Source organism: Nocardioides anomalus, assembly GCF_011046535.1.
Taxonomy (GTDB): domain Bacteria; phylum Actinomycetota; class Actinomycetes; order Propionibacteriales; family Nocardioidaceae; genus Nocardioides; species Nocardioides anomalus.
The window spans coordinates 2118588-2132380 of the sequence record NZ_CP049257.1 but is presented as its reverse complement, the minus strand read 5'-3'; the positions used below and the strand labels follow the sequence as shown (position 1 = coordinate 2132380).

10 protein-coding genes are annotated in these 13793 nt (G+C 74.3%); 3 read left to right on the top strand and 7 right to left on the bottom strand.

Features of this window, described 5'->3' with window-relative positions; translation table 11 throughout:
- Positions 1 to 13: 13 nt before the first annotated feature.
- The 4 genes from G5V58_RS10795 to G5V58_RS10780 all read right to left on the bottom strand — a co-directional run bounded on the left by G5V58_RS10795 (position 14) and on the right by G5V58_RS10780 (position 3593).
- Positions 14 to 1048, bottom strand: coding sequence for a quinone oxidoreductase family protein (locus G5V58_RS10795; protein WP_165232187.1), 1035 nt, complete (start codon positions 1046 to 1048; stop codon positions 14 to 16).
- Positions 1045 to 2016: an asparaginase domain-containing protein gene (locus G5V58_RS10790; RefSeq protein WP_165232184.1), complete on the bottom strand. Its 972-nt coding sequence runs from the start codon at positions 2014 to 2016 to the stop codon at positions 1045 to 1047. The genes G5V58_RS10795 and G5V58_RS10790 overlap by 4 nt, the downstream gene beginning before the upstream one ends.
- Before the next feature lie 176 nt (positions 2017 to 2192).
- A complete protein-coding gene (locus G5V58_RS10785) occupies positions 2193 to 2672 on the bottom strand; it encodes a nucleoside deaminase (RefSeq protein ID WP_165232181.1) in 480 nt (159 codons plus the stop codon).
- A gap of 69 nt (positions 2673 to 2741) precedes the next feature.
- Positions 2742 to 3593: a helix-turn-helix transcriptional regulator gene (locus tag G5V58_RS10780; RefSeq protein ID WP_165232178.1), complete on the bottom strand. Its 852-nt coding sequence runs from the start codon at positions 3591 to 3593 to the stop codon at positions 2742 to 2744.
- 101 nt (positions 3594 to 3694) lie between these two features.
- Between G5V58_RS10780 and G5V58_RS10775 the strand changes: the two genes are divergently transcribed.
- Positions 3695 to 5176 carry an MFS transporter gene (locus tag G5V58_RS10775; RefSeq protein ID WP_230487266.1) on the top strand — a complete coding sequence of 494 codons (1482 nt, stop codon included), beginning with the start codon at positions 3695 to 3697 and terminating at the stop codon, positions 5174 to 5176.
- Between the two features lie 35 nt (positions 5177 to 5211).
- Here the strand turns inward: G5V58_RS10775 and G5V58_RS10770 are convergent, their stop codons facing one another.
- Genes G5V58_RS10770 through G5V58_RS10760 form a run of 3 tightly spaced genes read right to left on the bottom strand, consistent with a single transcriptional unit; the run spans position 5212 to position 10863 of the window.
- Positions 5212 to 8631 carry an error-prone DNA polymerase gene (locus G5V58_RS10770; RefSeq protein WP_165232175.1) on the bottom strand — a complete coding sequence of 1140 codons (3420 nt, stop codon included), beginning with the start codon at positions 8629 to 8631 and terminating at the stop codon, positions 5212 to 5214.
- The gene (locus G5V58_RS10765) at positions 8631 to 10181 is read right to left on the bottom strand and encodes a DNA polymerase Y family protein (protein ID WP_165232172.1); all 1551 of its coding nucleotides are present in this window, start codon (positions 10179 to 10181) and stop codon (positions 8631 to 8633) included. The genes G5V58_RS10770 and G5V58_RS10765 overlap by 1 nt, the downstream gene beginning before the upstream one ends.
- A 7-nt stretch (positions 10182 to 10188) precedes the next feature.
- A complete protein-coding gene (locus tag G5V58_RS10760; protein WP_165232170.1) occupies positions 10189 to 10863 on the bottom strand; it encodes a hypothetical protein in 675 nt (224 codons plus the stop codon).
- A 130-nt stretch (positions 10864 to 10993) separates the two neighbouring features.
- Here G5V58_RS10760 and G5V58_RS10755 point away from each other — a divergent pair, with 130 nt between their 5' ends.
- The gene (locus G5V58_RS10755) at positions 10994 to 11428 is read left to right on the top strand and encodes a Fur family transcriptional regulator (RefSeq protein WP_329957565.1); all 435 of its coding nucleotides are present in this window, start codon (positions 10994 to 10996) and stop codon (positions 11426 to 11428) included.
- A gap of 28 nt (positions 11429 to 11456) precedes the next feature.
- Complete coding sequence (katG, locus tag G5V58_RS10750; RefSeq protein WP_165232167.1) at positions 11457 to 13736, top strand: catalase/peroxidase HPI; 2280 nt, start codon at positions 11457 to 11459, stop codon at positions 13734 to 13736.
- Positions 13737 to 13793 lie beyond the last annotated feature (57 nt).

Sequence of the window (13793 nt, the reverse complement as noted above, 5' to 3'; positions counted from 1 at the left end):
TCGGGTGGGGCGCTCACGGGACCAGGACGACCTTCCCGACGGCCTGGCGGCTGGCCACGCGTCGGTGCGCGTCCGCGGCCTGCTCGAGGCTGAACACCTGGTCGACCTGCGGGCGCAGCCGGCCCGCGGCAGCGAGGTCCAGCACGCGCTCGACGTCGTCGGGTCGCTGACTGCGCACGCCGTGGACGCGCAGTTCGTTGCGGAAGACCTCGATGACGTCCAGACGGGGGTGCTCGCCCCCATGGCCACCCGCCACGACGAGCGTGCCCCGAGGGGCCAGCGCCGCGAGACAGCCCTCGAAGCTGTCGCCGCCGACGTGCTCGACCACCACGTCCACTCCCCGGCCGTCGGTGAGTCCGCGCACCTCGTCCGGCCAGCCGTCGGTGTCGGTCAGCACGACGTGCTCGGCGCCGCACGCCTTCACGAAGTCGGCCTTCGCCGCGGACCGGACCAACCCGATGACCCGGGCTCCGGCCAGCGCGGCGACCTGCACCGAGGCGTGGCCGAGCCCGCCTCCGGCGCCGGGGACCAGGACCCAGTCCCCGGTGACGACCGAGGCCGCGGAGTGCAGGGCCCGCCAGGCCGTGCCGAACGAGATGGGAAGAGCCGCCAGGACCTCGACGGGGAGGTCCGGCACGTGGCGCAGTCCGCGCACGGGGGCCAGGACGTGACGCGCGTACCCACCCCACCCGTGGATCCCGGGCATCCAGCCGGCCAGGCAGATGTTCGCCGAGCCGGTGAGGCAGTGCCGGCACCGGCCGCACGGCACGTGGGGCAGCAGGACGACGCGATCGCCGGCGCTCCACTCGGAGCCGGCCGGGTCGCCCACCTCCACGACCTCGCCGACCAGCTCGCGGCCCAGGACGTGAGGAAAGGTCAGGGGCATGCGAGAGCGTCCGTCACGCAGCTCGAGGTCGAGGTGGTTGACCGCCACCGCGAGCACGCGCAGCAGCACCTCCCCCGGACCGGGTGCGGCCAGCTCGACGTCCTCCAGGTGCAGCACGGACTCGTCGCCGAGCTCACGCATCACCACTGCCTGGGTCCTCATGCGCTCTGCCCCCGCCACACCATCTCCAGTTGCTTGTCCACCGGCCCGAGCTCGGGGTGGGCCAGCGCGAGGCCCAGCGCGACGCGGGCTCGAGGGGCGGTGAGGTCACCGGCGAAGTCCGCGCCGGCGCGCGCCAGGTCGGCGCCGCCGCCCTGGCCGTACACCGGCCGCACCAGCCCGTGGCCGACACGGCTCGACACGAGGACGCGCACGCCTGCGGTGGTCGCGCGCTCGACGGCGTCGACGAGGCCGGGCCCGGCATTGCCGCGTCCGAAGGCCTCCAGGACGACGCCGGCTGCACCCGCGGCGACGGACGCGTCGACGTGAGCGCCATCGGTGCCGGCCCCGAGCTTGACCAGGTCGACCCGGGGCAGGGTGGGTGGGGTGACGTCGGCGAAGTTCCCGCCGCGGCACGGACGAGACAGCGGCACCACGTCGGGGCCGTCGATCAGCGCGATCGCACCGGCCGCCCCACCAGAGAACGCGGCCGTCGCCGAGGTGTGCACCTTGCGCGCCTCGAACGCGGCCACGGCGTACCCACCCATGACCACGCACGGCCCGAGCCCGGCCTGGAGAGCGGTCAGCGAGTCCGCGAGGTTGCCGGCGGCGTCCGAGTGCGGGTCGTCGGCCGGACGCTGCGAGCCGGTGAGGACCACGTGGGCGTCGGTGGGCATCAGCATCGAGACGAGGAAGGCCATCTCCTCCAGCGAATCGGTCCCGTGGGTGACCAGGACGGACTCATGCCCCCCGGCCAGCAGCCCGCGGACCCTCAGCACCACCGCGACCATCTCGTCGAGTCCCACCGCGAAGCTCGGAACCGGGGCCAGGTCGACGTACTCCACGTCCAGCCGGGGGTCGACCGGCACCGAGGCGAACAGCTCGCGGGCACCGTCGACGGGAACCACGTCCCCCCGGTCGTCGCGGCGGGACGCGATCGTCCCGCCCGTCGCCACCACAGCCACCCGCACGCGGTCCGCCTCTCTGCGCAAACGTTCTTTCCGACAGAGGCAGACAACAGGAATAACGATTGCGCAGTCAAGGGTCTGGTCCGAAGTCGTGTGTAAACGTCCTGTGACGTCGCGACCGAGCGCGCGCCGAGCGCTGGCGACGCTACGGGCTCAGGCCGCCAGGTCCGGCCCGGGGATCAGGCCCAGAAGCCCTGGTGCGGGACCGCGGCCTCGTCCTCGAGCAGCGGCCCGTCGACCTCGACGCGACGGCTGCCGGCCGCGAGGACGTCGCGGCTCGGGAGGTCCAGGGTGGGGTTGTCCGGGTGGGGGCCGGTGAGGCGGGCGAGGCCGGCCTCGCTCAGGGCGTAGACCACGCGACCGATGCCGGCCCAGTAGGCGGCGCCGGAGCACATGGCGCAGGGCTCGCAGCTGCTGTAGAGGGTGTGCGTGGCGAGCAGGTCGGGGGCGAGGTCGCGGGAGGCGAGGCGGACCAGGTTGGTCTCGGCGTGGCCGGTGACGTCGGCGCCGGTGACGACGGTGTTCTCGGCCTCGAGGACGACGCGGCCGTCGGCGTCGGCCAGGAGGGCGCCGAACGGGTGGTTGCCGTGGTCGCGGGCCGCCTGCGAGAGCGCGATGGCGCGGCGCAGGTGGTCGAGGTCGGGTGGGGAGGACGTCACCGGGAGATCATTCCCCGCTCCCCTGCGCTCCAGTCGCCCGGTCCAGTCGCCCGGCTCAACGCACGGCCCTCAGCCGGCGCGCCTCTGCTGGGCGGCGTCGAGCGAGACCAGCTGCTCGAGGCGCTCGCGGGTGGCCTCGTCGCGGGGGGTGTAGACCATCAGGCGGGTGCCGCCGGGGAGGTCGCCGACGCCGAGGCGCATGAGGTGCAGGTGCAGGTCGCCGACCGGGCTGGTGAAGTCCTTGGCGGGCATGGCGCGGCTGACCACGTCGTGGCGGCGCCAGAGGTCGTCGAACTCCTCCGAGGCCTCGCGCAGCCGGCGCACCAGCTCGCCCCACAGCGGGTCGTCCAGGTCGCCGGCCATGGCCACGCGCATGCCGCCGACCAGGTGGGCGGCGGCCTCGGGGCGGTTGCCGAGGCACAGGGTGCGGAAGTAGGGGTGGGTGAAGAACAGCCACAGGTGGTTGCGCTCGCTCGGGTCGACCGCGTCGAGGTCGCCGGTGACCTGGTTGTAGGCGCGGTTGTAGGCCAGGATCTCGTAGCGCGGCGAGAGCACCACGGCCGGGAACGGGTCGAGCTGCTCCAGCACGGCGTACGTCGCGTCACTGAGCACGTCGCACTGCGAGGTCGGGGCCACGACGGTGACGCCGGCGAGCTGGAAGAGGTGCCAGCGCTCCTGCGCATCCATCTTGAGGGTGCGGGCGATGGCCTCGAGGACCTGCACCGAGGCGTTGATCTCGCGGCCCTGCTCGAGCCAGGTGTACCAGGTGACGCCGACTCCGGCGAGCAGCGCGACCTCCTCGCGGCGCAGGCCCGGGGTCCGGCGCCGACCGCCCGCGGGCAGGCCGACGTCGTCGGGGCTGAGCCGCTCGCGGCGGGTGCGGAGGAAGTCCGCGAGCTCGGTGCGCCTGGAGACGGTCACCGCACCATGGTCACCTCACCCACGGGGGTTGTCCAGGTGCTGTCAGTACCAGCATCAGCAGACTCTCACCACCAGCATCGCGCGGGCCCCAGCCTGGTGGCGTGACCCACGACCTGACCCTCCCTGCCGGCGTGCCCGCGACACCCGGCGCTCCCGCTGCCGCCGGTGCCGCCGGCACCCCGGTGGCTCCCGACCCGACCGGGGGCGACGTCCCCGAGCTGCGCCGGATGCACCCGGTCGCGCTCGTCGCCGCGCTGACCGCGGTCGTGGTGCCGATCATGTCGGTCTTCAGCGTGAACGTGGCGCTGCGCCAGATCGGCACCGAGCTCGGCGCCTCGGCCGGCACGCTGCAGCTCGTCGTGGCGGCGTACGGCGTGGTGTACGCCGCGCTCGTCGTCATCGGCGGCCGCCTCGGCGACTCCTACGGCCGCAAGCGGCTCCTGCTGACCGGGCTCGGGCTGTTCGCCGCCACCAGCCTGCTCTGCTCGATCGCGCAGAGCCCGGACCAGCTGGTCGTGGCCCGCTTCGCGCAGGGCCTGTCGGCCGCCGTGCTCTCGCCGCAGGTGCTGGCCAGCATCCACGCCAACTCCGACGGCCACCACCGGTCGCGGGCGCTGGCGTGGTTCGGCGCGACGGCCGGGCTGGCCACGTCGCTGGCCTTCCTGGTCGGCGGCAGCCTGGCCGGCTCCGACCTCGGCTGGCGGGCCGTGTTCTGGGTCAACGCTCCGCTGGCCGCGCTCGTGGCCATCGGCGTGGCGAGGTACCTGCCCGAGACCAAGGCCCCGACCCGCAGCCGGCTGGACTGGCCGGGCGCGGTGCTGCTGGGCGCCACCATGACGCTGCTGATCCTGCCGTTGACCGAGGGGCGGGCCACGGGCTGGCCGGCCTGGACCTGGGCCTGCCTGGTCGCGGTACCGGTGGGCGGGGTCGCGGTGGTCTGGTGGGCGCTGCGCGTGCAGCGCCGCGGCGGGCTGCCGCTGGTGCCGCCGGAGCTGTTCGCGTTCCGGTCGGTGCGCATCGGGCTGCTGGTGGCCCTCCCGGTCTACGTCGCCTTCGGCGGCTTCATGTTCGTCTACTCCTTCATGGCCGGCAGCCACGGCCTCACCCCGCTGCACATCGGGCTGAGCCTGCTGCCGATGTCGCTGGGCTTCCTGGCCGCTTCGGTGGCCTCGGGCCGGCTGGTGCCGCGCTTCGGCGTGGCCGTCCTGGGCGCGGGCGCGGCGCTGACCGCCGTGGGCTTCGTCTGGATCGGGCTGGTGGTCGACGGCATCGCGGCCGTCACGACGTACGGCGCGATGCACGTGGCCGGGCCGATGGTCCTGGTCGGCGTGGGCATGGGCCTGGTCTGGTCGCCGCTGATGGGCGTCATCCTGAGCCAGGTGCACGGTCACCTGGCCGGGCTCGGCGGCGGCCTGCTGCTCACCACGATGCAGGCCGGCCTGGGCTCGGGCTCGGCGGTGGTGGGCTCGATCTACTTCGGGCTCGACGCCGCGCACGCCTTCGTCTGGACCGCGGTGGTCCTCGCCGCGGTCATGGCGATCGTCGCCCCGCTGACCGCGCTGCTGAGCCCGCGGCGGGGCTGAGCGACGGCCGGGGCCAGGGCCCTGGGCCGACCCGGTCACCGGAAGTCCCGGGACTGGGCGCGGGCCTGGAGGACGGCACCGGCGCCGGGCACCACGGCGTCGATGCCCTCGACCCGATCGGCGATGAGGTTCGTGGCGCCCTCCTCGCGCTCGAGGATCCCGCGGACGACGACCGCGACCTTGTTGCGGGCCGCCTGACGGTGGGCGCGCATCACGCCCACGGAGACGACGACGTTGAGCATGCCGGTCTCGTCCTCGAGGTTGAGGAATGTCGTGCCCTGGGCGGTGCCGGGCCGCTGCCGGTGGGTGATGAGGCCCGCCACGTGCACGCGACGGTTGGACTCGGCGGTGGCCAGGTCGGCCACCGACCTGATGCCGGCGCGGGCGAGCTCCTCGCGCAGGTGCTCGACGGGGTGGCGCTCGGGCGAGACCCGGGTGGCCCAGAGGTCGGCCAGGGTGAGCTCCACCTCGGTCATGCTCGGCAGCGGTGGCGGGGTGGGCGCCGGGGTGGTGCCGGCCAGGTGGTCGCCGCGCTCGGCGGCCCCGGCGGCCCACAAGGCCTGGCGCCGGTCGAGACCGAAGGAGTCGAACGCCCCGGCGGTGGCCAGCGCCTCGAGCTGGACCGAGGTCAGGCCGGCGCGGCGGGACAGGTCGGTGACGTCGGCGAACGGCCGCTCGGCGCGCGCGGCCACGATCCGCTCGGCCACGTCGAGCCCTGTGCCGCGCACCGAGTCGAGGCCCAGCCGGACCGCGTGGCGGCCGTCGCGGCGGTGGGTGAGCGTCGGGTCGGGGGTGTCGGCCGACCACTCGGTGCGCTCGAAGTGCGGCTGCCGGCACTCGTCCAACCCGGTCGGACCGGGCTGGTCGGCGCCGTCCACCAGCTCCAGTCCGGCGCGGGCGCCGGAGAGCTGGAGGTCCGGGCGGCGCACCTCGACGCCGTGCCGGCGGGCGTCGCCGACCAGGGACTGCGGTGAGTAGAAGCCCATGGGCTGGTTGCGCAGCAGCCCGGCCAGGAACGCGGCCGGGTAGTGCAGCTTGAACCACGAGCTCGCGTAGACCAGCAGCGCGAAGCTCAGCGCGTGGGACTCGGCGAAGCCGAAGTTGGCGAAGGACAGGATCTTGACGTAGATCGCGTCCGCGGCGTCGCCGACCAGGCCGCGGCGAGCCATGCCGGCGTAGAGCGTCGCCTTGATGCTCTCGATCCGCTCCACCCCGCGCTTGGAGCCCATGGCCCGGCGCAGCAGGTCGGCGTCGTCGCGCGAGCAGTCGCCGAGCGCCACCGCCATGGCCATCAGCTGCTCCTGGAACAGCGGGACCCCCCGGGTCCGCTCCAGGACGGGGACCAGGTCCGGGTGCTCGTAGGTCACCGGCTCCTGGCCGGTGGCGCGGCGGACGTAGGGGTGCACCGCGCCGCCCTGGATCGGCCCGGGCCGGATGAGCGCGATCTCGATGGCCAGGTCGTAGAACTCACGCGGCCGCAGCCGCGGCAGCGTGCCGATCTGGGCACGGCTCTCGACCTGGAAGACGCCAACCGAGTCGGCTCGGCAAAGCATGTCGTAGACCGCCGGCTCCTCCTTGGGCATCGTGGCCAGGTCCCACGACTCTCCCGTGTGCTCGGCGGCCAGCTGCATCATGTGGTCGAGCGCGCCGAGCATGCCGAGGCCGAGCAGGTCGAACTTCACCAGACCCATGGCCTCGCAGGCGTCCTTGTCCCACTGCAGGACGGTGCGCTTGTCCATCCGGGCCCGCTCGATCGGGCAGACCTCCCCGATGGGCCGCTCGGTGAGCACCATGCCGCCGGAGTGGATGCCGAGGTGGCGCGGCGCCCCCATCAGCTGGTCGGCCAGCGCGACCACCGGCGCGGGGACGTCGTGGGCCTGCGGGTCGCCCGCGTCGCCGGTCACGACGCCCTGCCAGCCGTCGATCTGCTTGGACCACGCGTCCTGCTGGCCCTGGGAGTGGCCGAGCGCCTTGGCCGCGTCGCGGACCGCCATCCGCGGGCGGTAGCTGATCACGTTGGCCACCTGCGCGGCGTTGTGCCGCCCGTAGGTGTCGTAGACCCACTGGATCACCTCCTCGCGCCGGTCGGAGTCGAAGTCGACGTCGATGTCGGGCTCCTCGTCGCGGTGGGCGGAGATGAAGCGCTCGAAGGGCAGGCGGTAGAACACGGCGTCGACCGCGGTGATCCCGAGGGCGTAGCAGATGGCCGAGCTGGCCGCCGAGCCCCGGCCCTGGCACAGGATGCGGCGGCTGCGGGCGAAGTCGACGATGTCGTGGACGATGACGAAGTAGCCGGAGAAGTCCTTCTCGGCCACGACCCGCAGCTCGTGCTCGATGCGCCGGCGGGCCTCCTCGGCGTGCGGGGTGGCGGCGTAGCGCTCCTCGAAGCCTCGCCACACCAGCTCGCTCAACCAGGAGTCGGCCGTGTGCCCGTCCGGGATGCGGTGCTTGGGCAGGCGGGGCGAGGCCTTGCGCAGGTCGAAGGCGAGCTCGTCGGCCAGCTCGACGCTGCGGGCCACCGCGTCCGGCCAGCGGCGCAGGGCCTGGGCCACCTCGGCGCCGCTGCGCAGGAAGGCGCTGCCGGACAGCTCCAGCCACCCGTCCATGTCGCCCAGGCTGCGCCGGGCGCGCACCGCGGCCATGGCCGAGGCCAGTCGCGCCGACGCCGGGCTGGCGTGGTGGACGTTGCCGGCCGCGACGAGCCCGAGCCCGTGGTCGGCGGCCAGCCCCGCCAGCACCGTGTTGGTCTCGTCGGCGGCCGGACCCGGCGCCGGCGACACCTCGACGACCACCGAGTCCAGCCCGAAGAGTCCGGTCAACCGGTCGAGCTCCTCGGCGGCGGCGCGCGGGCCGCCGTCGGCCAGCGCACCGCGGACCGTGCCCTTGCGGCAGCCGGTCAGCACCACCCAGTGGCCGCGGCCGCGGTCGGCCAGCTCGTCGAGGTCGTAGACCGGCCGGCCCTTCTCGTCGCCGCGCAGGTGCGCGGCGGTCATGGCCGCGGCGAGCCGGTGGTAGCCCTCCACGCCCCGGGCCAGCACGAGCAGGTGGTGGCCCTCGGGGTCGGGCACGCCGTTCTGCGGCCCGCTCAACCCGAGGGACAGCTCGGCGCCGTAGACCGTGCGCAGCTGCGTGCCGGCGTACGCCGCGGCGGCCTCCGCCAGCATCGGCGCGCCGTAGAAGCCGTCGTGGTCGGTGATCGCCAGCCCGTGCAGCCCGAGCCGCACCGCTTCCTCGACCAGCTCGGCGGGCGAGGACGCACCGTTTAGGAAGCTGTAGTGGCTGTGGCAGTGCAGCTCGGCGTACGGCGTGCGCTCGGCGCCCAGCGCCGGGGCGACGTCGCGCGCCACCGGACGCTGCCGCTTGCGTCGCGAGACCGGCGCGTCGTCGGCACCGGGCAGCCCGGTCAGGCGCCGCTCCAGCTCGGACCACGACATCGCGGGGTTGTTCCACCCCATCAGTCGTATCCCGCTTCCACCAGCCACCCGTCGCCGGTGCAGGTGAGCAGCCAGGCCCGGCCGTCGGCACCGACGACCTGGAACCGCGAGGCCCGTCGCCCGCCCTCGACCCACCAGCTCTCGTCGACCGGCCAGGGACCGGCCCAGGCGGCCACCGGCTGCCACGACCCGTCGAGCCGGAACCGGCTCGGCTCGCCGCTCACGGCCCCGCGGGCGGTCACGGCCACCGCCCGACCGGCCTGGTCGCGGACCTCCGCGACCAGCGGCGCGGCGAAGACCCGGCTGGGCGCCGGACCGGGGAGCTGCCCGGGCCAGGGACGCTCGCGCGGACGCAGGCCGGTGGCCCGCTCGCCCCACGGCACCGCCGCCTGCCGGTCGGCCGGACCGCGGCCGCCCTGGAGCACCGGGCGCGTGACCGCGTCGAAGCCGACCATGGCCTGCACCCGGGCCACCCCCCGCTCGACCAGCTCGGCGCCGCTGCCGCCCCAGAGCCCGTCGCTGTGGGCCGAGGCGGGCTCGACCACCTCGGGCAGGAACCGCACCCGCTCGACCGGCGCCCGCACCGCGCCGGAATCCTGCCGCGAGCGCAGCGCCGCGCCGCCCTGGAGCTGCCAGTGCACCCGGTCGACCAGGTCGCGCACCGAGAAGTAGCGCGGGTGCAGCCAGGTGCGCGCGGAGGCCACGGCCCCGTCGTGCTCGGCCTCGATGCGCACACCTGTGGCCACCAGCTGCCGAGACGCCAGGTCGGTGACCAGCCGCTCGGCGGTGGTGCGCACGCTGAAGCAGATGGCCTCCACCGAGTCCAGCGGCGGCTCGAAGGAGATCTCGGCGGTGAGGTCGGGCGGTGGCTGCCGCGCAGCGAGGTGGCTGCGCCCCTCGCCGCGGGCGGAGTGCCACACGCCGGCGCCGTAGCGGCCGAAGCGGCCCTGGACCGCGTCGAGCGGCAGCGCGGCCAGGTCACCGAGGCTGCGCAGCCCGAGTCGGCGCAGCAGGCTGACGGCCTCCCGGCCCTCCGACCCGTCGGCCTCGAGCACCTCCACCGGCAGCTGCTGGAGGTAGGCCGCCGAGCCGTCGACCGGCACCACCTCGCACTCCTGGACCGCCGCGCGACGCGCGGACTGCTCGGCGGTGAACAGGTCGTCGGCCACGCCCAGCCGCACGTCCCACACGTCGGCCTCGACCAGCGTCTCGGCCACCACCGCGGCGGCCTGGGCCTCGCCGCCGAACCACCGGCCCGGCGCCCGCACGGCCAGCAGCCCCGGGCGCAGGCAGGCCACCCCCGGGCGCAGCGCCTCGACCGTCTCGAGCACGGGCTCGAAGTGGCGGGCATCGCGGTCGGGGCTGGCCTCCAGCAGGACCAGCTCGGGGCACCGCGCCTGGGCGTCGCGCCGGCGCTGGCCACGGCGGACCCCCTCCTCGCGGGCGGCGGCGTTGCACACCTCGACCACGCCGGCCGCCAGGACCGCCGCCGGCTCCTGGGGCGACCGCTCGGCCTCGCGCAGCGCGGCCACGACCGACCAGTCCGGACACCACACCACCAGGACCCTCACGGCGCCCTCACCCGGACCGCCGCCAGCCCGTCGCCGCCGGCGCGTCGGTCGAGACCAGCGAGATGGGCGCCCCGTCGCCGGGGAAGGCCAGGTCGGCGCGCACCGGCGGCGCCGTCCCACGTCGGACCGCGACCCGCACCTGGCGCGAGCGCAGCCGGCCCTGGCCCTGCTCGGGGCCGGTCCAGCGCGCGTCCTCCAGGCTGAGCCGGGCCTCGCACCGTGGCCAGTCACCCCAGACCACCAGCACCGAGGACCGCTTGCGCAGCCGCGCGTCGAGGACCCCAGCCGCCCGGGCGTCCACCCGGGCCGGCGGGCGCAGCACCACCACACGGAGCACGTCGACGAGCGCCGCGGTGACCTCGAGCCAGTGCTCGCCCACGTCGGGCACCAGCACCGTCCGCTCCAGGTCGACCCCGAGGTCGGCCGCCGCCTCGGCCCCGAAGTCCGGCCATCCCGCGAAGCCGATCCACTCCCCCGCCGCCGAGGCGCCGGCCGCCAGCGCCAGCCCGAGCGAGGCGGAGTCGACGCCGTAGGACCCGCCCGTGCGCAGCGCGACCAGGCCGGACAGGGCCGGCAGCACCGGCACCGGTAGCCTCGCCGGCCCGCCCTCCAGCGCCGAGACCTTCTCGCGCAGCTGGTCCAGGACCGGGCGGTCCGGGTCCAGGGTGGCGGCGAGGGTCATGGAGACAGTTTCGAACACGTGTTCGAACGCGTCAAGCGGAACGTCCACACCTGTGCATCCATCGCGGACGGAGTCGGACGCGCCGCGCGAAGTCTTGAACCGTTCAAGGAAATGCGGTTGAGTGCAGGACGTGACTTCCCTCGACCTGAGCGCGACCCGGGCCGACGAGCTCCGGTCCGCCGGGCTCCGGGTCACCCAGCAGCGGCTGGCGGTGCTCGACGCCGTACGCCGACTGCCGCACGCCGACACCGACGCCGTGATCCAGGCGGTGCGCGCCGACACCGGGGAGATCAGCCACCAGGCGGTCTACGACGTGCTCAAGGCGCTCACCGACGCCGGGATCGTCCGCAAGATCCAGCCGCTGGGCCACATCGCGCGCTACGAGGGCCGGGTCGGCGACAACCACCACCACGTCGTGTGCCGCGGCTGCGGCGCGATCGCCGACGTGGACTGTGCCGTGGGCGAGGCCCCGTGCCTCACGGCCAGCCAGAGCAACGGCTTCGTCATCGACGAGGCCGAGGTCATCTACTGGGGCACGTGCGCCCAGTGCCGAACGACCGACTGACCGGACAACCGAGAGGGAAGACCTGCACATGAGCGAGACCCAGAGCCCCGACGAGCCCCACGGCAGCGCCCAGGGCAGCGACCGCAAGGAGGCCGCGGGCTGCCCCGTCATGGGTGACGGCGTGACCGCCGGGGGCAGCGAGAGCGAGAACCCCGTCATCGACTCGCCGACCCCGCACACCGGTGGGCGCCCGCACACCAACCGCGACTGGTGGCCCAACCAGCTCGACCTCGCCCCGCTCCACGCCCACTCCCCCAAGGGCAACCCGCTGGGCGCCGACTTCGACTACGCCGCGGCGTTCGCGGAGCTCGACGTCCAGGCGCTCAAGCGCGACGTCACCGAGGTGCTCACCACCTCCCAGGACTGGTGGCCGGCGGACTTCGGCCACTACGGCGGGCTGATGATCCGGCTCAGCTGGCACGCCGCCGGCACCTACCGGATCCACGACGGCCGCGGTGGTGCCGGCGACGGCAACCAGCGGTTCGCCCCGCTCAACAGCTGGCCCGACAACGCCAACCTCGACAAGGCCCGCCGGCTGCTGTGGCCGGTCAAGCAGAAGTACGGCCAGAGCATCTCCTGGGCCGATCTGCTCGTCCTGGCGGGCACGGTGGCCATGGAGTCGATGGGCTTCGAGACCTTCGGCTTCGGCTTCGGCCGGGTCGACGTGTGGGAGCCCGAGGAGATCATCTGGGGTCCCGAGGACGCGTGGCTCGGCGACGAGCGCTACCTCAGCGACGCCGAGATGGCCCCCGAGGTGGGCGCGACGGAGATGGGTCTGATCTACGTCAACCCCGAGGGCCCGCGCGGCAGCGGTGACCCCGCAGCGGCGGCGCACTTCATCCGCGAGACCTTCGCCCGGATGGCCATGAACGACGAGGAGACCGTCGCGCTCATCGCCGGCGGCCACACTTTCGGCAAGACCCACGGCGCCGGGCCGGCCGACGACCACGTCGGCCCCGAACCCGAGGGCGCGCCGCTCGAGGCGCAGGGCCTGGGCTGGCTGAGCACGTACGGCTCCGGCAAGGGCCCCGACCAGATCACCAGCGGCCTCGAGGTGACCTGGACCGACCGGCCCACGGAGTGGACCAACCGCTACTTCGAGATCCTCTACGGCTACGAGTGGGAGCTCACCACCAGCCCCGCGGGGGCCAAGCAGTGGGTGGCCAAGACCGACGACGAGATCATCCCCGACGCGTTCGACGAGTCCAAGAAGCACAAGCCGACGATGCTCACCACCGACCTCTCCCTGCGGGTGGACCCGGAGTACGACAAGATCTCGCGCCGGTTCCTGGAGAACCCCGAGGAGTTCCGCCTGGCCTTCGCCAAGGCCTGGTACAAGCTGCTGCACCGCGACATGGGTCCGGTCAGCCGCTTCCTGGGCCCCGAGGTCCCGGAGCCGCAGCTGTGGCAGGACCCGGTCCCGGCCCACGAGGGCGCGCTCATCGGCGACGCCGAGGTCGCGGCGCTCAAGGCCAAGGTCCTCGACTCCGGCCTGAGCGTCTCCCAGCTCGTCTCCACCGCGTGGGCCTCGGCCGCGAGCTTCCGCTCCACCGACAAGCGCGGCGGCGCGAACGGCGCCCGCATCCGCCTCGAGCCCCAGCGCAGCTGGGAGGTCAACCAGCCCGAGCAGCTCGCCACGGTGCTCGAGACCCTCGAGGGGATCCGGAGCGAGTTCAACGACGGCGGCGGCGCCCAGGTCTCCCTGGCCGACCTCATCGTCCTGGCCGGCTCGGCCGGGGTCGAGCAGGCGGCGCGGGACGCGGGCCACGACGTCACCGTGCCGTTCCACCCCGGTCGCACCGACGCCACCCAGGAGGACACCGACGTCGACTCCTTCACGGTGCTCGAGCCGCGGGCCGACGCCTTCCGCAGCTACGTCCGGTCCGGCGAGAAGCTGAACCCGGAGACGCTGCTGGTCGACCGCGCGTACATGCTCGGGCTCTCCGCACCCGAGATGACCGTCCTCCTCGGCGGCATGCGGGCGCTCGGGACCAACGTCGGCGGCAGCCGGCACGGGGTCTTCACCGACCGCCCGGGCGTGCTCACCACCGACTTCTTCGTGAAGCTGCTGGAGCCCGGCACCACCTGGAAGGCCGGCCACGACGAGCACGTCTACGAGGGCAGCGACGCCTCCGGCGCGGTCCAGCGGACCGCGACCGCGGTCGACCTGGTCTTCGGCTCGCACAGCCAGCTGCGCGCGCTGGCCGAGGTCTACGCCAGCGCCGACGCCGGCGAGAAGTTCGTCCAGGACTTCGTCGCGGCGTGGGTCAAGGTCATGGACAACGACCGGTTCGACCTGCACCGCTGAGCGACTCGCACCACCCGCACGACCACCTGTCCGCCGTCGGCTCCGGCCGGCGGCGGA